The organism is Methylobacterium sp. SD274 (assembly GCF_017355285.1).
Lineage (GTDB): Bacteria > Pseudomonadota > Alphaproteobacteria > Rhizobiales > Beijerinckiaceae > Methylobacterium.
On record NZ_JADIJP010000007.1, the window covers coordinates 72,109 to 89,323 of the forward strand.

The following is a 17,215-nucleotide window of genomic DNA, read 5'->3' on the forward strand; positions in this document are numbered from 1 at the left end:
CTGCGCTTTATGAAAAGAACACAGCGACTCAAGGGTGCGGGACACCGACCGATGAAGATCCTCTTGGCCGAAGACGACAACGACATGCGCCGGTTCCTGGCCAAGGCGTTGCAGAATGCCGGCTATGACGTGCTGTCGTTCGATAACGGCCTCTCGGCCTATAACCGCCTGCGCGAGGAGCCCTTCGAACTGCTCCTGACCGATATCGTGATGCCGGAAATGGACGGGATCGAGCTGGCGCGCCGCGCCACCGAACTCGATCCGGACATCAAGGTGATGTTCATCACGGGCTTCGCGGCCGTCGCCCTGAACCCGGATTCGAAGGCTCCGAAGGACGCGAAGGTGCTGTCGAAGCCCTTCCACCTGCGTGACCTCGTCAACGAGGTCGAGAAGCTGCTGGCGGCCTGAAACCGATTCGCGCGTCGGCGCAATGACGCCTTCGCGGTAGGAAGACGTCCGCCATTCCCCTATATGCTCAGGGGAGCGAAGCGGGACGTCTGCAAACCATGCCTCCGGTGACCATCTACACGACAGCCTGGTGCCCTTACTGCACCGCCGCCAAGACCTTGCTGCGCGAGAAGGGCGTGACCTTCACGGAGGTCGACGTCGAGAAGACTGTCGGCTCCCGTGCGGCCATGACCCAGCGTGCGGGTGGCCGAACCAGCGTGCCGCAGATCTTCATCGGCGAGACGCATGTGGGTGGCTGCGACGACCTCTACGCCCTCGACCGGTCGGGCAAGCTCGATCCGCTTCTGTCGACCGAGGCGCCGCAATCATGAGCGACGGTTCGCCGACGGAACAGGACAAGACCGAGCCCCGCTTCGTCGCGGCCTGTGTCCAGATGCGGTCCGGACGCGATCCGCTTGCCAATCGGGATGCCGCCGTCGCCCTGGTACGAGAGGCTGCGTCCCAGGGGGCAGACTACGTACAGACACCGGAAATGACCTCGCTGGTGGATCGGGATAAAGCCAGCCTGTTTGCCAATGTGCGCGAGCAGGACGAGGACGTGACCCTCGCCGCCCTGCGCGATGTGGCCCGCGAGCGCGGCATCGTCGTCCATATCGGCTCGCTGGCCGTGCGGAACGGCGACAAGATCGCGAACCGCGCCTTCCTCATCGATGCGGAAGGCGCGATCACCGCCTCCTACGACAAGCTCCACCTCTATGACGTGGACCTTCCCAACGGTGAGCGCTGGCGCGAATCCAATACCTATACCGGCGGTGCCTGCGCGGTCGTCGCCGAAACGCCCTGGGCGCCCCTCGGGATCGCGATCTGCTACGATCTGCGTTTCCCGGCCCTGTACCGGGCTCTGGCGGAAGCCGGGGCGACGATCCTCAGCGCGCCCGCCTGTTTCACCAAGCAGACGGGCGAGGCGCATTGGCATGTCCTCCACCGCGCCCGCGCCATCGAGACCGGATCGTTCATGATCTCGGCCGCTCAAGGCGGTCGCCACGAGGACGGCCGCGAGACCTACGGCCACTCGATCATCGTCGATCCCTGGGGCAAGGTGCTGGCGGATGCCGGCGGTGCCGAGCCCGGCGTGATCCTGGCCGAGATCGACCTCGCCCGCGTCACCGAGGCGAGGGGGCGGATCCCCGCCCTCAAACACGCACGCCCCTTCACGGTCGAGCGCGTCGGGCGGGCTGGGTGACCATGCGTCCGGCCCAATCCCGCCCATGATCCGCTACACGCTCGTCTGCGAGAACGGACACGATTTCGAGGGCTGGTTTCGCTCGAGCGATTCCTACGACGCACAGGCGGCGGACGGTCTCGTGGAATGTCTCGCTTGCGGCTCGACCCGGGTCGCCAAGGCCATGATGGCGCCGGCGCTGGCGAAGACCGTCGCATTGGCGCCGGATCGGAGCCGCTCGACTGCCGAACCTGCTACGAGCGCGCCCGTTGCCGTGCCTTCTGCGGACGTGCCGGTGATGGCTGAGCCGGAGCGGCAGTTGCGCGCCCTGATGCGTGCCATGCGCGAGCACGTGATCCGGACGGCCGACAATGTCGGTCCGCAATTCCCCGAAGAAGCGCGGCGCATGCATTACGGCGAGGCCGAGTCTCGCCCGATCTACGGCGTCGCCAGCCCTTCCGAGGCCCGTGCCCTCGTGGAGGAGGGGATCGACGTCGCCCCGCTCCCTGCCTTGCCCGGCGACCTCAACTGAAGATTCGCCGCCGCCCGTTCAGCGTTTGAGGGCGGCCGTTCCGGCGATGGAGGCCAGGATGAAGGCGATGGCCGCATTCCAGCCGGCCAGCGAGATGCCGAGGAAGCGCCAGGCAGCAGTGGAGCAATCGGCGACTCGTGTCGCCTTTAGGGTATCGAGGAAATCCCCGACATCGCTGGGATTGGCACCGCTGCCGCCGCCGCAATCGGACGGCCCGGCCCAGAGCGCCCATTCGGCACCGGCGTGATAGACGCTGAGGCCCGCACCATAGAGCAGGCCGAGGGCGGCGATCCCGAGGATCAGCCGCGTCACGCGCTCCGGGGTGAACAGGGCCAGCAGGGCCAGCGGAATGGCCGCGTAATAAGGCAGGCGCTCCGTCAGGCAGAGCTTGCACGGCACGTAGCCGAGAACCCACTGAAAATAGAACGCGCCGGCAATCGCCAGGACGGACCCGATCAGGACCGCCAGCGCGGCCCGGCGAAGACGGAGAAGGGTGGAGTAATCGATCACAGCAGCACCTTGAACAGGACGAAGCCGAGGATGATGACGGCCACCGTGATGGCCGCGACGACGTTCAGATGCCGGTCGAGGACGGCGCGAATGGATACGCCGTAGCGCTTCAGAAGCCCAGCGAGGAGAAAGAAGCGCGCGCCTCGTGTGATGAGCGAGAGCAGGACGAACCAGAACAGGTCGTAATGGGCGAAGCCCGACGTGATCGTCACCAGCTTGAACGGGATCGGTGTCAGGCCCTTCAGCAGGATCACCCAGTGACCGTACTGAGCGTAGGAAGCCTGAAAGCTCGCCGCCTTCTCGTTCAACCCATAGAGCGAGAACAGCCAAACCCCGATGGAATCGTAGAGCAGCGCGCCGATGGCGTAGCCGAGCAGACCGCCGGCCACGGAGGCCAGGGTGGTGATCGTCGCGTAGAACCAGACCTTGTCGGGCCGGCTCACCGCCATCGGCACCAGCATCACGTCGGGTGGGACCGGAAAGAACGAACTCTCCGAGAACGCCACCGCACCGAGCGCGTAGGGGGCCGATGGCTTGCCCGCGAGCGCGAGTATCCACTCGTAAAGGCGGCGGATCATGAAGAGCTTCTATCCGATAGGGGAGGGCGCGAGGCCCTTTGAGCACAACCCGGCCGGACTTGCGAGCGGGAACCACCGCGGCGCGGTCTCGCTGCAAAACCCCTCTGGCCGTCGGCGCGATCCTGTGCCATGAGGCGGATGTTGCGGGCGTGGTGGAACTGGTAGACGCGCCGGACTCAAAATCCGGTTCTGGTGACAGAGTGTCGGTTCGATTCCGACCGCCCGCACCAATCGTCCCGGCAACGCAGCTGTGAGCCAGCCCTGGGCAGCCCCTACCTCGATTGCAGGAAGCGGCGGATCCAGCCGCCAACGCGGGGAGCATCGCTCTCGCCGCGCAGCGAGGCGATGGCCGCGGCTTGAAACGTTTCGTCGTGGGGCTCAGTCGGCCGGTGCCCGGCAATCAGAGCCGTGGCGTAATCGGTTTCGAATTCCGGATGGACCTGGAACGAGATCGCCCGACGTTGCGGGTAGGACAGGATGCCGTAGGGCGTGAAGACGTTGCCGCCGAGAACGCGCGCGCCCGAAGGGGGGACGATCACCTGATCCTGATGGATCGCCGGCACCGAGACGCGGCGCGCGTCGTCCATCCAGTCCGCGCGTTCGAACAGGTCATAGGTGTGGAGGCCGATGCCCCAGCCCTTGGCCGATTTCTCCACCGTACCGCCGAACGCCGCCGCGAGGATCTGGTGACCGAAGCAGAGCCCGACGAGCTTGGCGCGCCCGTCGACGTCGCGCAGGAAGCTCTTCAGCGGCGCGATCCACGGCAGGTCGTCATAGACGCCCGCCGCCGATCCCGTCACCACGAACGCGTCGAACGCCTCGGGGGCGGTGGGAAACCGTCCCTCCGCCACCGGAAAGATCGTGACATCAGCGGGGTCGCCGAGGAGCCTCTCCACCATGCGGCCGTAGGACGGGTAGGATTCGGCCAGGCGAGCGGGCGGTGCGCCCGCCTCGATGATACCAATTTTCATCGCTGCCTTATGGCCAAGCCCCGCGCGTGATGCGAGCCCCAGCCCCTCAGATAGCCGGATCGAGCGTCGGGGCGGGAACGGTTGCGACCGGCTTTGCCAGGAAATGCGAGGCGGAAACGGCCACGACCATCACGGCCAGGAAGATCGCGAAGATCACTGGATTGAAGACGACCAGAGCGATGAAGCAGATGCCGGCCATGGCCAGGGCGAAGGCGGGGGCGATGGGGAAGAACGGTGCCCGGTAGGGACGTGCGAGGTCGGGCTCGCTGCGGCGCAGCTTGAACAGGGCCGCCATGCTCATGCCGTACATCACCAGCGCGCCGAACACCGCCATGGTGACGATGCTCGCGGTGAGGGACTGGCCCGCGATCTCGATGAGGTTGTCGCTGTAGATGGCGGCGATGCCGACGAGGCCGCCGGCCACCGTCGCCACGTGAGGAGTCTGGAAGCGGGGATGCACCTTGGCGAGGAAACCGGGTAGGTAGCCGGCGCGGCCGAGGGCGAAGATCTGGCGCGAATAGCCCATGATGATGCCGTGGAACGACGCCACGAGGCCGAACAGGCCGAGCCAGACCAGCATGTGAAGCCAGCCGCTCGACTCGCCCACCACCGTCTTCATGGCCTGGGGCAGCGGGTCGTTGAGGTTGCTCAGGGCGCGCCAGTCGCCCGAGCCGCCAGCGAAGATCATGACGCCGAAGGCGAGGACCGTGAGCGTCAGTACGCCGGTGATGTAGGCGATGGGGATCGTGCGCTTGGGATCCTTGGCCTCTTCCGCCGCCATGGCGACGCCCTCGATGGCGAGGAAGAACCAGATGGCGAAGGGAATGGCCGCGAACATGCCGCCGATCGCGGCGAGGCTGAATGTGGATTCCCCGGCCCAGCCATGGGCGGCGAAATTGGTGAAGCTGAAGGCGGGGGCGACGACGCCCATGAACACCAGCAACTCACCCACCGCCAGGATGGTCACGAACAGCTCGAACGTGGCGGCGATCTGAACGCCGACGATGTTGAGGGTCATGAAGATCAGGTAGGCGGCGAGCGCTGCGTGCTTCGGGTCGAGGCCCGGAAACTGGACGTTGAGATAGGCGCCGATGGCCAGCGCGATGGCAGGTGGCGCGAAGACGAATTCGATCAACGTCGCATAGCCCGCGATGCAGCCGCCGATCGGCCCGAAGGCGCGTCGGCTATAGGCGAAGGGGCCGCCGGCCTGTGGGATGGCCGTGGTGAGTTCGGTGAAGCTGAAGATGAAGGCGACGTACATCGCCGCGATGAAGGTCGTCGTCACCAGGAAGCCGAGCGTGCCGGCGCTGGCCCAGCCGTAGCTCCAGCCGAAATACTCGCCCGAGATCACGAGGCCGACGGCGATGCCCCAGAGATGGAACGCGTTCAGGCCCTTATGCAGGCCGGTGGATTCGCTTTGCATGGTGGGTTCCCGTCATCGGCGAAGGCTGCCGTCGGGGAATGGCCAAGCAAGAGTTTTGCCGTACGAGAAAGAGGGCGTGCGACGCCCGTATCCGGTCAGGGCTCAGAACTCCGGTGAAAGCGCGATGGTGTGACATTCGTCGGCACACCTCCGTCATTCCGGGTCGCCGACGGCGAGCCCGGAATCCAGAACCACCGAGGCTGCCATGTCGAGCACAGGTTGCGGCTCTGGATTCCGCGCTCCGCTCCGCGGACCCGGAATGACGGTGAGGGGACAAAACTCCAGAGACTGTATCGAATAAGTCTGTGCCGTTGAGCCGGGTTCGGAGTCCGCCGTATCCGCCGTCAGGCCGCGGTGGCGCGGGTGCGCAGGCGCGGCGTCTCCTTGGGGCGGATGTCCATGGCGTTGCCGCGCCAGACGATGGCGCTCTGCATCCAGGCGCTCACCCACATGATGGGGAGGATGGCGTCGCGAAGCAGGAAGGCGAGGAAGAGCCGGGGCGAGCGGTGCCACCCGGCGCGGGCCGCGAGCGCGTATTCGGCGCCGTACCAGAGCATGGCCATGGCGACGACGCCAATCAGAACTGGAACGCTGGGAACGCAGAGGGCCGCGATCGCGAAGGGCAGCACCGTGCCGGAGCCGATCTCGGGCGCGAAGAAGTGCGGGAAGGTGACCCGGCGCAGACGCGCCCAGCGGACCTGCCGCGACCAGACCTCGCGGAACGCGCGGGTGCCCAGGGGCTGGTCGAAGGGCGAGGCCACCAGGTGGACCCGCTTGCCGGCCGCGCGAACGAGCTTCGTCGCCGCCGCATCCTCGGCGATCTCGGCGGCGAGCGCACGTATTCCGCCATGCCCGTCCAGGAAGGGCTTGTGCCAGAGCATGCTCTTGCCCTGCGCGAAGCCGAGGCCGAGGCTCTCTCCGGTATATTGCCAGCGCGCCTGGAGCGTATTGAGGAAGGCGCATTCCAGTTCGGCGAAGAATCCGCGCGGCCGTGCGCCGATGGGCGTGGAGCAGACGAGACCCGTATCGGGCCGCCACGAGGCCTGCAGCCGCTGCAGGTAGTCCGGCGGCATCAGAACGTTGGAATCGGCCAGCACCACCCATTCGTGCCGGGCCGCCTCCCAGCCCCGCACGCAATTGTTGAGTTTGGGATTGTCGCTGATCCGCTCGTCGCCGACGATGAGCCGCGCCGGCACCGTGGGATGGGCCGCCATCAGGCGGTGCAGGAGCGGGACGATGGGATCCCGGCCGTCGGCGACGCAGAAGATCAGCTCGTAATCCGGGTGGTCGAGATGGAAGCCGCGCTCGAGCATCTCCTCGCTGAACGCTTCGAGGCCGCAGACCGGGCGAACGAGGGAAATGGGCGCGGCGCTGGGAAAGCTCGGGGTCCCGCGATTCCGGCCGATGCGCCATGCGGCGATGGCGATGCTGAGAAGATTGACCGAGGTCAGTGCGGCACAGAGCGAGAGCGCGACGATCGCGCCGGTCTCGATACTGCCGAACATGCCGCGCTCCCTCCGGGCCTCCGCCACCTGACGGAACCAGCCCCTGCCCAAGGCCGTAACAGACGGGCTATTTCAGTCGTATGACAGCGGCGCGGCCCCGATCTGCCGCCCCTCAGAGGGAAGGCCAGGGCGTGAGCGAGACGAGACCCGTTGCCGTTCGCGGAACTGCCGTTCGGCCCGGCCGGTTCGATCCGGCATGACCCCGCCCATCGTCGTCCACCCTGCCTATCAGGCCGTCCTGCCGGAGGGGCATCGCTTTCCGATGCGGAAATATGGCCGTCTCGCAGAAACGCTCGCGACGCTCGGCCTCGCCCCCGCCGGTTTCGTCAGACCGGAGCCGGCCGACGCGGACATGCTGAAGCGCGCGCATCGATCGGATTACGTCGATGCCGTCCTGTCCTGTTCGGTCTCGCGGGAGATCGAGCGCGAGATCGGCCTTCCGGTGGATGAGAGCGTCGTGGCCCGCTCGTGTGCCTCGGCCGGCGGCACCCTCGCGGCGGCGCGGCTCGCGCTGGAGCATGGCCTCGCAGGCAGCGCCGCCGGCGGCAGCCACCATGCGCGGCGGGAGACCGGCGCGGGTTTCTGCGTGTTCAACGACGTCGCCGTCGCCGCCCTGGCGCTTCAGGACGAGGGCACGATCCGCCGGGCGCTGGTGGTCGATTGCGACGTGCATCAGGGCGACGGCACCGCCGATTGCCTCGCCGGCTCAACGGACCTGTTCACGTTCTCGGTCCATGCGGAGAAGAACTACCCGACGCGCAAGATCCCCGGCGACCTCGATCTGGGCCTCGTAGATGGCGTCGACGACGCGGCCTACGCGGCCGTTCTCGCGGCGCATCTGCCGGGCCTCTTCGACGGCCTCTCGCCGGACATCGTGTTCTACAATGCCGGGGTCGATCCGCACATGGACGACCGGCTCGGGCGATTGGCCCTCACCGATGCGGGCCTCGCCGCACGGGATCGCTACGTCATCGGAGAGGCGCGCCGGCGTCGCATTCCCCTCGTGGCGGTGATCGGCGGCGGCTATGCCACCGATATCGACGCCCTGGCCGCCCGCCACGCCCTCGTCTTCCAGGCCATGGCCGCCCTCGCGTGAAGCCGCTCAGGGCGTCCCGCACGCATCCGGAGGGATCTCGCCCTCTGTCACGCAGCGCGCCACCTTTTCGAGGCCGTCGAAGAGCCGTTCGAGCTGCGCGCCCTCCATGGAATGGAAGCCCAGCGTCCGGGTGATCAGCAACCCCAGTGTCGAGAACACCAAAGCTGCGCCGATCCCCGGACAGGTCTCGATCTTCTCGAGGCCGGCGAGCCGTTCGCGGAGGAACGCGTTGAAGCCGGCGAATGCCTCGGGATTCTCTGCGGAGGCCAGCAGGAAGGCCCGCGGGAACCCCTCTTCCTCAGCGTAGACCTGCCTCGCATGGGCGATCAGCGCGAGGGGGAGGGCCGAGGGACCCGGAACCTGCTCCGCTTCGAGCCGGGCAATGCCTTCCTTGACCTCCTTCAGCTTGCGCTCGGCCATGGCCGTTATGAGCGCTTCCTTCGAGGAGAAATGATGGAGGACCCCGCCCTTGCTCAGGCCCGCCTCCGCCGCGACCGCGTCGATCGTCAAGGTGCGCGTACCCGCACGACGGATCAGGCTCTCGGCCGCATCGAGGATGATGCTCGCCCGGTCCTCGCGCCGTGTGCGCGGCTTTGCCATGTCATTGCCTTTTAGAAACCGTCTGGACGGTCGGTAAGATACCCGATAGAGAAGCGGTTCGATAGAGCTTATCCGGAATGGGGTCGTGGTGTCTGGTCTGACCAAGTCCATTCGACGAATCCGTGGCGCGGGGGCGGTCATCCTCCTCGGCCTTGCGGTCTCGGCCTCGCTTCCGGCTTCTGCCAAGGAGGCGGAGGACGTCTCCGCTGCCGGCGCGGCCAAGCAGAGCCTCGCCATCGTCCGGACGGCGAAGGCCGAGCGCAGCACCATCTCGGCCGATCTCGTCTTCACGGGCGACATCCAGGCCCAGTCGCAGGTCAACGTGGCGTTCCGCAACAACGGCAAGATCGCCACGCGACTGGTGGAGGTCGGCGATCACGTCACCGCCGATCAGGTCCTGGCCAAGCTCGATCCGCAGGAGCAGCGCGCCAACCTCAACAACGCTCAGGCCGCGCTGACCTCCGCCGAGGCGCTGCTGACCCAGGCAAAGGTCAATTTCAAGCGCCAGGAGATGCTGCTCTCCAGCGGATACACCACACGGCCGAGCTATGACGATGCCGAGCAGCAACTCCGCACGACCCAGGCCTCGGTCGAGTCCGCCAAGGCGGCACTGGGCACGGCCCAGGAACAGTTCTCCTACACCGATCTGAAATCGGGCGTGGACGGCATCGTCCTGAGCCGCAGCTTCGAGGTGGGGCAAGTGGTCCAGGCGGGCCAGACCGTTCTCACCATGGCCGAGGACGGGCCGCGCGACGCGGTGTTCAACGTGTTCGAGGCGGTTCTCGCGACCCCGCCCGAGAGCAAGCAGATCGACGTCACCCTTCAGGCGGACCCGAAGGTGCGGACCGTCGGCACGGTGCGGGAAATTTCCCCGAGCGTGGACGCCGCCTCCGGCACCGTCAGGGTCAAGGTCGGGCTGAAGGACACGCCTTCCGCCATGACGCTCGGGGCCATCGTCGTCGGCACCGGCAAGTTCCGGCCGCAGACGGCGATCGTCCTGCCCTGGTCCTCGCTCTACCGCTGGGAGAACGCACCGGCCGTGTGGGTCCGCGATCCGGCCAGCGGCAAGGTCGCGCCGCGCAACGTGACCATCGACCGCTACTCGCCCAACACCATCGCCCTGTCAGGCGGTGTCGAGCCGGGCGAGGAGGTGGTCATCGCCGGGATTCAATTCCTCCGCCCGGGCCAGACCGTCTCGGTTGCCGAGGAGATCGGCCGATGATCCATTTCGGCTTACGCCTGACGCTGATCGCAGCGGTCGTGTCCACCCTCGGTGCCTGCCATGGCGAGGAGGAGAATGCCGGCCCGCCTCCGGTGCGGCCCGTCCTCTACACCGTGGCCAAGCCCATCGACACGATCGTGTTCGGGCCGTTCGCGGGCTTCGTGGCCCCCCGCTACCAGTCCGAGATCGGATTCCAGATCGCGGGCCGGGTCATCGCCCGCGACGTGACCGTGGGAGATGTAGTGAAGAAGGGCCAGCGCATCGCCGCCCTCGATCCCGTCGTCACGCGTTTCGCCCTGACGCGGGCGGAGGCGGAACTCGCCGATGCCACGGCGCAGGCGGAGAACGCCATCGCCACCGAGGCGCGGCAGAGGCGGCTCATCGCCAATGGCAACGTCACCCAGGCCCGGCTCGACAGTGCCGTGGCGAGCCGGGACACGGCCCAGGCCCGTCTCGCCCAGGCCCAGGCGAACCTGCAGAAAGCCCGCGACCAGATGGGCTATACCGAGCTGCATGCGGATTTCGACGGCGTCGTCACCGTCCGTAGCGCGGAGGTGGGACAGGTGCTCTCGGCGGGACAGGCGGTGGCGACCCTGGCGCGTCCCGAAGAACGCGAGGCCGTGGTCGACATCCCCGAGGATCTGGTCGGAGCCATGCCCAAGGACGCGGTCTTCACCGTGGCGCTTCAGAGCGCGCCCGACGTGACGGCCACGGGCAAAGTCCGCGAGGTCTCGCCCTTCGCCGACCAGAAGACCCGCACTCGCCGCATCAGGATGACTCTGCTCAAGCCACCGGACGCGTTCCGCCTCGGCTCCACCATTACGGTCGGACTGTCGCGCCACATGGCGCCGCGTTTCCAGTTGCCGGCGACCGCCGTCTTCGAGGCCGACGGGCGAAGCGCGGTCTGGATCGTCAACGAGGCCGGGGATGCCGTGTCCCGCCGCGACGTCACCGTCGCGGACAGGAACGGCGAGCGTGTCTCCATCACCGAGGGGCTGAAGCCCGGGGAGCGCGTCGTGTTCGCCGGTGCCCGCAGTCTCAGTGAAGGCCAGCGCGTCCGTCTCGCCGACACATCTCAATAGCCGCGCCGATCCGAACAGCGTCACGCGAGAGCCGCCCCGTGAAGAACTTCAACCTGTCCGAATGGGCGCTCGAGCATCGCTCCTTCGTCTGGTTCCTGATGCTCATTTCGATGCTGGCGGGCTTCCTCGCCTACGAGAAGCTCGGCCGCGAGGAAGACCCGCCCTTCGCCATCAAAACGATGATCGTGCAGGCGCGCTGGCCGGGCGCCACGATCAGCGACACGCTCGATCAGGTCACCGAACGGATCGAGAAGGAATTGCAGCAGATCGATGCCGTCGATTTCAGCCGCAGCTACACCACGCCGGGCCAGACCACGGTCTTCGTGCAGCTGCGCGAGACGACGCCGCCCAAGACCATCCCGGGCATTTTCTACCAGGTCCGCAAGCGTATCGGCGATATCGGCAGCACCTTCCCGCAGGGGATCCAGGGGCCGTTCTTCAACGACGAGTTCGGCGACGTCTTCGGCAACGTCTATGCGTTCACCGCCGACGGCGTCTCCATGCGCCAGCTTCGCGACTACGTGGAGCGGGTGCGGGCCGACCTGAAGAAGGTCAACAATGCCGGCAAGATGCAGCTGCTCGGCGCGCAGGACGAGGCGATCTACCTCGACTTCTCCACCCGTAAGCTCGCCGGCCTCGGCGTCGACCAGGCCGCCGTCATCGCGACGCTGCAGGCGCAGAACGCCATTGCCCCCTCCGGCGTGATCCAGGCCGGGCCCGAGCGCGTCTCCGTGCGCGTCGGCGGCCAGTTCGTTTCCGAGGATAGCCTCAGGACCATCAACCTCCGGGTGAACGACCGCTTCTTCCGCCTGTCCGACGTGGCGGAAATCTCGCGCGGCTTCACCGATCCGCCGACCGCCCTGTTCCGGTTCAACGGCCAGCCCGCGATCGGCCTCGCCATCGCCATGCAGCCCTCCGGCAACCTTCTGACCTTCGGCCACGACCTGAAGGCGCGGATGAAGAAGCTCGAAGGCGAGCTGCCCTACGGCGTCGGCATCCACCTCGTCTCCGACCAGCCGAAGATCGTCGAAGAGGCTGTGGGCGGCTTCACCAAGGCGCTGATCGAGGCCGTCGTCATCGTCCTCGGCGTCAGCTTCATCAGCCTCGGGTGGCGCGCAGGGCTCGTCGTCTCGTTCTCCATCCCCCTCGTCCTCGCCGTGGTCTTCGTGGTGATGCAGGTCATGGGCGTCACGCTGCAGCGCATCTCGCTCGGCGCCCTCATCATCTCGCTGGGTCTCCTCGTCGACGACGCCATGATCACGGTGGAGATGATGGTCGCGCGGCTGGAGGTGGGCGACACCCTGAAGAAGGCGGCGACCTTCGCCTATACCTCCACCGCCTTCCCGATGCTCACCGGCACCCTCGTCACGGTGGCGGGCTTCCTGCCCATCGGCTTCAACGGCTCGGCGGCGGGCGAGTACACCTACAGCCTGTTCGTGGTCATCGCGGCGTCTCTACTGATCTCGTGGGTGGTGGCGGTGCTGTTCGCGCCGCTCATCGGCGTGAAGCTGCTGCCGAAGACCATCAAGAAGCACCACGACAAACCGAGCTTCCTGCTCCGTACCTTCCGGGCGATGCTGCTGCCGGCCATGCGCTTCCGCTGGATCACCGTGGCCTTCTGCGTCGGCCTGCTCGGCCTGTCGCTCTACGGCATCCAGTTCGTGCAGCAGCAATTCTTCCCGGCCTCCGACCGTCCCGAGATCCTCGTGGACATGACGCTGCCGCAGAATGCCAGCATCGCCGAGACCAAGGCCCAGATGGACCGGTTCGAGGCGACGATGAAGGGCGATCCCGACATCCTGCGCTGGAGCTCCTATGTCGGGCAGGGCGCGGTGCGCTTCTATCTTCCCCTCGACCAGCAGCTCGGCAACGCGTTCTTCGGCCAGATCATCGTGGTGACCTCGTCGCTCGAGGCGCGGGACAAGATGATCCAGAAATTCGAGGCGCTGGCGGCCAAGGAATTCGTCGGTACCGACGTGTTCGTCCACTCCCTCGATCTCGGCCCGCCGGTGGGACGCCCGATCCAGTACCGGCTGAGCGGACCCGATCTGCAGAAGGTGCGGGGCCTCGCGCTCCAGCTCAGCAACATCGTCGCCTCGAACCCGAATGTCGGCCTGCCCAACCTCGACTGGAACGAGCCCGGCAAAGTGCTCAAGGTCGAGATCATTCAGGACAAGGCGCGCCAGCTCGGGGTCACTTCGGAGGATATCGCCGGCCTGCTCAACGGCATCGTCGGCGGCCGCGCGATCACGCAGGTCCGCGATTCGATCTACCTCGTGGACGTCATCGGCCGCGCCCAGGCGGTGGAGCGCAACTCCGTCGAGACGCTCCAGAGCCTGCAGGTGCCGCTATCGAACGGCAGCGTCGTGCCGCTGCTCGCCTTCGCCACGGTGAGCTACGAACTCGAACAGCCCATCGTCTGGCGCCGCGACCGCCTGCCCACCATCACGGTCCGGGCGGCCATCGTGAACGACACCCAGGCCCCGACCATCGTCAACGCCCTCGATCCGGCCATCAAGGCGTTCGAGAAGACCCTGCCGGACGGCTACACCCTCGCGGTCGGCGGTGCGGTGGAAGAGAGCGCCAAGGGCAGCGGACCCATCGCGGCGGTGGCGCCGGTGATGCTGCTCGCCATGGCGATGTTCCTGATGATCCAGCTTCAGAGCTTCCAGAAGCTGTTCCTGGTGGCGAGCGTGGCGCCGCTCGGCCTGATCGGCGTGGTGGCGATCCTGCTGCCCTTCGGCAAGCCATTGGGCTTCGTCGCCATCCTCGGCGTGCTCGCCCTCATCGGCATCATCATCCGCAACTCGGTGATCCTGGTGATGCAGATCGACGAGTACGACCGCGAGGGCTACGCCCCGTGGGATGCGGTGGTGGAGGCGACCTGCCACCGGATGCGTCCGATCCTGCTCACGGCCGGGGCGGCGAGCCTCGCCCTCATCCCCATCGCCCGTGAAGTGTTCTGGGGGCCGATGGCCTATGCCATGATCGGCGGCATCATCGCCGCCACCTTCCTGACCCTGTTCTTCCTGCCCGCCCTCTATGTCGGCTGGTACCGCATCAAGGCACCCAAGGGAGACAGGCCGGAAGGCGGTGCATCGACGGCGCCGGCGGCGCCCCATCACGCCGGGGCCTGATCAGGGCCTCGCCGCGCAGAGAGCGGGCTCCAAGGCCCGCATCACGCGGCGGTAATCCGCGATGTGCAGATCGTCGCGCAAGGTGCCGGGCAGGGCGAACCCGGTATCGCCGTCGCGCAGCTCCGCGAAAGGATCCGCGTAAACGCAGGACAGGCGTTCGCACAGGACCCTGATCCGGGCGGAATAGGCCGCTACCGCCGCCGGTTCGAGGCGCTTCTCCACCGAACGCGAGATGGGCGGAATGGCGGCAACCACGACGCGGTCGCTTTCGGCCTGCAGCCGTTTCACGATCCGCTCCACCGATTCGTCGAAGATCTGGGCCGTTCTGTCGGACAGCGGCTCCTTCTTCCGCAGAAGATCGTTGGTTCCGATGAAGGCCACCACCGCGCGGGGGCGGGTCTTCACGGACAGGTTGGCCACGAGATCTGCATAGACGGAGGCCGAGGCGCCGCTCACACCGGCATTGACGATCTCCGCGCCGCAGACCCGCTGCGCCGGGTTCTGCAACTCGGCCTGCGAATCGCCGGCGAGGAGGATGTAGCCGTCCGGTGCATCGTCGAGATGGGCCTGGATCGAAGGCAGCCGGTCCGTGGCGTAGAGCCGGGTGTTGAGACGTAGAGGCTTCTCGATCCATCCGATGGCGAAGCCGACGCCGAGGATCGCCAACCCGGCAAGGCCCAGGCGCAGAGCCCTCACCGGGCCGCTCCCGATCCGTCCACGATTTTTGCCGTGCCGGCTCGGTCGATGGTCGCCTCCGGCCGCGAATCGGTGCTGGCGTAATAGGGCTTGATATCGAGGAGCGGCGTGCCGTCGAGGCAGTCGAGCCCTCTGACTCTCAGGGTCGTCCCTTCGATGCCGAGGAGTTCCACCACAGACAGCGCGATGGGGTTGGGCCGCGCCGGGGAGCGCAGGGAGAACGTGCCCCGGCTGCCCTCCGCATGGCGCGGCATCTGGCGCACGATGTCCCGGGCCGCCCGGTCCATCCAGTAGAGCACGATGAGGTGGCTCGCCCCCTCCACGTTCTGCAAACCGGGGGCGAATGCGGCATCCACCTCCAGGGTGCAGATGGCGTCGGTCTGAAGCCCGTTCTTCGGGCATTCGGCGCGGGTCGCCCATGGGGTCCGGACACGGCCGATGAAGTAGAGCCCGGCATCGTGGGAGGCGGGCAGCGTGACGGTCTCTTCGCCGGGCCGCCGGTCGATTGGGTCGCTCATCTTGCGCATCGGTTTTGGAGAGGCGTTACCCGGCGGGACCGCGCGAGCCGTTCGAAGCGAGCATGTCGGACAACTCGCCCCCGTGCGCAAGCCGGTCGACAACGAGCCGCCATGCGGGCCGCATCGTTCCATCCACGGCCGGCGGGGTATAGGTTTCCGTCGGCAATTCAATCTGCCCAACCACCTACGGGCCGAAGCCTTTCGAGGAGAGAGCGTGACCACCAGCGAATGGCGCCCGATGGAATCCGTGGGCGATGCCGAGACCGCCGTCGATCGCCTCGCCGCCTTGTACGCAGGTGCGATCCAGTCGCTCCAGACCGCCCTGACCCGCTATCTCGACGGGGGCGCCGCGCCGGACCATGCCGAGCGGCTTCAGTTCCGCTATCCCGAACTACGGATCACCTATCACCCGGCCGGGCCGATCCCGCGTTTTTCCCGCGCGACGGCGAAGTTCCAGTCTCCCGGCACCTACGCCACCACGGTGACGCAGCCGGCACATTTCCGGCCGTATCTACTGGAGCAGCTGACGCCCCTGGTGCGGGATTACGGCGCCACCCTCGAAGTGGGGCTGAGCGCGCAGGAGATTCCCTATCCCTATGTGCTGGAGCCCGGCGCCAACCTCTCGGGCAGCGGGATCACGCCGCGCGACCTGGCGACTTACTTCCCCGTCCCGCTGCTCTCGGTGGTGGGTGACGAGATCGCCGACGGGCTCTGGGTCGCTCCGGCGGAGGAGCCGAAGCCCCTGGCGTTGTTCGACGCGATCCGGGTCGATTACTCCCTGCGCCGTCTCGTCCATTACACCGGCTGCGACTGGCGCGACGTCCAGCCGTGGATCCTGCTCACGAACTATCATCGCTACGTCGACGGCTTCATCCGGCACGGTTTGGAGCAGCTCGCCAGCGGAAAGGATGGCTACGAGCGGATGATCCTGCCCGGCGGCATCACCGTCTCGCGGGCGGAGGCGGCGAGCATCGATCCGGCGGCCCTCATCGCCGCCTCGCCCTGGCACAAGTTCCAGATGCCGGCCTACCACCTCGTGGCGCGCGGCTCCGACGGGTCGATGCAGGGCACGACGCTGGTGAATATTGGCGTCGGCCCCTCCAACGCCAAGACGATCACCGACCATCTCGCGGTCCTGCGTCCGCATTGCTGGCTGATGGTCGGTCATTGCGGTGGGTTGCGGCAGTCGCAGACCATCGGCGACTACGTCCTCGCCCATGGCTATCTGCGCCGCGACCGCATCCTCGACGAACTCGTGCCGCCGGACGTGCCGGTGCCGGCCCTGGCCGAAGTCCAGCTGGCGCTCCAGGCCGCCGCCGCCAACGTCACCGGCGAGACCAGCGAGAACCTGAAGCGCCGCCTGCGCACGGGCACGGTGGTGACCTATGACGACCGCAACTGGGAGCTCCGCTTCAGCCAGGAACGGCGGCGGATCAACTTGTCCCGCGCCATCGGCGTCGACATGGAGAGCGGCACCATCGCGGCGCAGGGCTACCGCCTCCGGGTTCCCTACGGCACGCTCCTCTGCGTCTCCGACAAGCCGCTCCATGGCGAGATCAAGCTGCCGGGCGCGGCGAACGCCTTCTACGAACGGGCTGTGGCCGAGCACCTGCTCATCGGCCTGTCCGCCCTCGATATCCTCCGCGCCGACCGCAACGGCCTGCATTCGCGCAAGCTGAGGAGCTTCGACGAGCCGCCGTTCCGCTGACCGGTCC

The 17,215-nt window shown here is 67.2% G+C and carries 17 protein-coding genes and 1 tRNA gene; 10 read left to right on the plus strand and 8 right to left on the minus strand.

Going from position 1 to position 17,215, the window contains the following annotated elements; genetic code table 11:
- Positions 1–51: 51 nt before the first annotated feature.
- The 4 genes from IPV08_RS08645 (at position 52) to IPV08_RS08660 (ending at position 2,162) form a co-directional block, all read left to right on the plus strand.
- Positions 52–408 carry a response regulator gene (locus IPV08_RS08645; RefSeq protein WP_003603128.1) on the plus strand — a complete coding sequence of 119 codons (357 nt, stop codon included), beginning with the start codon at positions 52–54 and terminating at the stop codon, positions 406–408.
- 98 nt (positions 409–506) lie between these two features.
- Positions 507–779, plus strand: coding sequence for a glutaredoxin 3 (gene grxC, locus IPV08_RS08650; RefSeq protein ID WP_207411540.1), 273 nt, complete (start codon positions 507–509; stop codon positions 777–779).
- Positions 776–1,651: a carbon-nitrogen hydrolase family protein gene (locus IPV08_RS08655; protein WP_207411541.1), complete on the plus strand. Its 876-nt coding sequence runs from the start codon at positions 776–778 to the stop codon at positions 1,649–1,651. Before grxC ends, IPV08_RS08655 begins: the two co-directional genes overlap by 4 nt.
- Positions 1,652–1,676: 25 nt before the next feature.
- Positions 1,677–2,162 carry a DUF1178 family protein gene (locus IPV08_RS08660; RefSeq protein ID WP_207411542.1) on the plus strand — a complete coding sequence of 162 codons (486 nt, stop codon included), beginning with the start codon at positions 1,677–1,679 and terminating at the stop codon, positions 2,160–2,162.
- 18 nt (positions 2,163–2,180) lie between these two features.
- On the opposite strand, the gene IPV08_RS08665 is transcribed toward IPV08_RS08660, so the two are convergent.
- Entirely contained in the window at positions 2,181–2,672 is a 492-nt protein-coding gene (locus IPV08_RS08665; protein ID WP_207411543.1) for a disulfide bond formation protein B, read from the minus strand.
- Entirely contained in the window at positions 2,669–3,250 is a 582-nt protein-coding gene (locus IPV08_RS08670) for a YqaA family protein (protein ID WP_207411544.1), read from the minus strand. The genes IPV08_RS08665 and IPV08_RS08670 overlap by 4 nt, the downstream gene beginning before the upstream one ends.
- 143 nt (positions 3,251–3,393) lie before the next feature.
- On the opposite strand from IPV08_RS08670, the gene IPV08_RS08675 reads away from it, so the two are divergent.
- A tRNA-Leu gene (locus IPV08_RS08675) sits at positions 3,394–3,480 on the plus strand.
- A gap of 42 nt (positions 3,481–3,522) precedes the next feature.
- On the opposite strand, the gene IPV08_RS08680 is transcribed toward IPV08_RS08675, so the two are convergent.
- The 3 genes from IPV08_RS08680 to IPV08_RS08690 form a co-directional block, all read right to left on the minus strand.
- Complete coding sequence (locus IPV08_RS08680; RefSeq protein ID WP_207411545.1) at positions 3,523–4,221, minus strand: type 1 glutamine amidotransferase; 699 nt, start codon at positions 4,219–4,221, stop codon at positions 3,523–3,525.
- 46 nt (positions 4,222–4,267) lie between these two features.
- Positions 4,268–5,644 (minus strand): ethanolamine permease, encoded by a 1,377-nt coding sequence (gene eat, locus IPV08_RS08685; RefSeq protein ID WP_207411546.1) that lies wholly within the window; start codon positions 5,642–5,644, stop codon positions 4,268–4,270.
- 344 nt (positions 5,645–5,988) lie between these two features.
- Positions 5,989–7,149 carry a ceramide glucosyltransferase gene (locus tag IPV08_RS08690; protein WP_207411547.1) on the minus strand — a complete coding sequence of 387 codons (1,161 nt, stop codon included), beginning with the start codon at positions 7,147–7,149 and terminating at the stop codon, positions 5,989–5,991.
- Positions 7,150–7,345: 196 nt separating this feature from the next.
- On the opposite strand from IPV08_RS08690, the gene IPV08_RS08695 reads away from it, so the two are divergent.
- Positions 7,346–8,245, plus strand: coding sequence for a histone deacetylase (locus tag IPV08_RS08695; RefSeq protein ID WP_207411548.1), 900 nt, complete (start codon positions 7,346–7,348; stop codon positions 8,243–8,245).
- A gap of 6 nt (positions 8,246–8,251) precedes the next feature.
- On the opposite strand, the gene IPV08_RS08700 is transcribed toward IPV08_RS08695, so the two are convergent.
- Complete coding sequence (locus IPV08_RS08700; protein ID WP_056431361.1) at positions 8,252–8,845, minus strand: TetR/AcrR family transcriptional regulator; 594 nt, start codon at positions 8,843–8,845, stop codon at positions 8,252–8,254.
- A gap of 88 nt (positions 8,846–8,933) precedes the next feature.
- Between IPV08_RS08700 and IPV08_RS08705 the strand changes: the two genes are divergently transcribed.
- From IPV08_RS08705 to IPV08_RS08715, 3 genes are read left to right on the plus strand one after another with little or no spacing between them, the layout of a single operon-like run.
- Complete coding sequence (locus IPV08_RS08705; RefSeq protein WP_207411549.1) at positions 8,934–10,067, plus strand: efflux RND transporter periplasmic adaptor subunit; 1,134 nt, start codon at positions 8,934–8,936, stop codon at positions 10,065–10,067.
- The gene (locus tag IPV08_RS08710) at positions 10,064–11,149 is read left to right on the plus strand and encodes an efflux RND transporter periplasmic adaptor subunit (RefSeq protein ID WP_207411550.1); all 1,086 of its coding nucleotides are present in this window, start codon (positions 10,064–10,066) and stop codon (positions 11,147–11,149) included. Before IPV08_RS08705 ends, IPV08_RS08710 begins: the two co-directional genes overlap by 4 nt.
- A gap of 38 nt (positions 11,150–11,187) precedes the next feature.
- Positions 11,188–14,286: an efflux RND transporter permease subunit gene (locus IPV08_RS08715; protein WP_056431355.1), complete on the plus strand. Its 3,099-nt coding sequence runs from the start codon at positions 11,188–11,190 to the stop codon at positions 14,284–14,286.
- On the opposite strand, the gene IPV08_RS08720 is transcribed toward IPV08_RS08715, so the two are convergent.
- Positions 14,287–14,982, minus strand: a complete 696-nt coding sequence (locus IPV08_RS08720; protein WP_207411551.1) for a GDSL-type esterase/lipase family protein — start codon at positions 14,980–14,982, stop codon at positions 14,287–14,289.
- The gene (gene tsaA / locus IPV08_RS08725; RefSeq protein ID WP_207411552.1) at positions 14,979–15,500 is read right to left on the minus strand and encodes a tRNA (N6-threonylcarbamoyladenosine(37)-N6)-methyltransferase TrmO; all 522 of its coding nucleotides are present in this window, start codon (positions 15,498–15,500) and stop codon (positions 14,979–14,981) included. Before tsaA ends, IPV08_RS08720 begins: the two co-directional genes overlap by 4 nt.
- Before the next feature lie 238 nt (positions 15,501–15,738).
- On the opposite strand from tsaA, the gene IPV08_RS08730 reads away from it, so the two are divergent.
- A complete protein-coding gene (locus IPV08_RS08730; protein WP_210348319.1) occupies positions 15,739–17,208 on the plus strand; it encodes an AMP nucleosidase in 1,470 nt (489 codons plus the stop codon).
- The last annotated feature ends 7 nt before the right edge of the window (positions 17,209–17,215 follow it).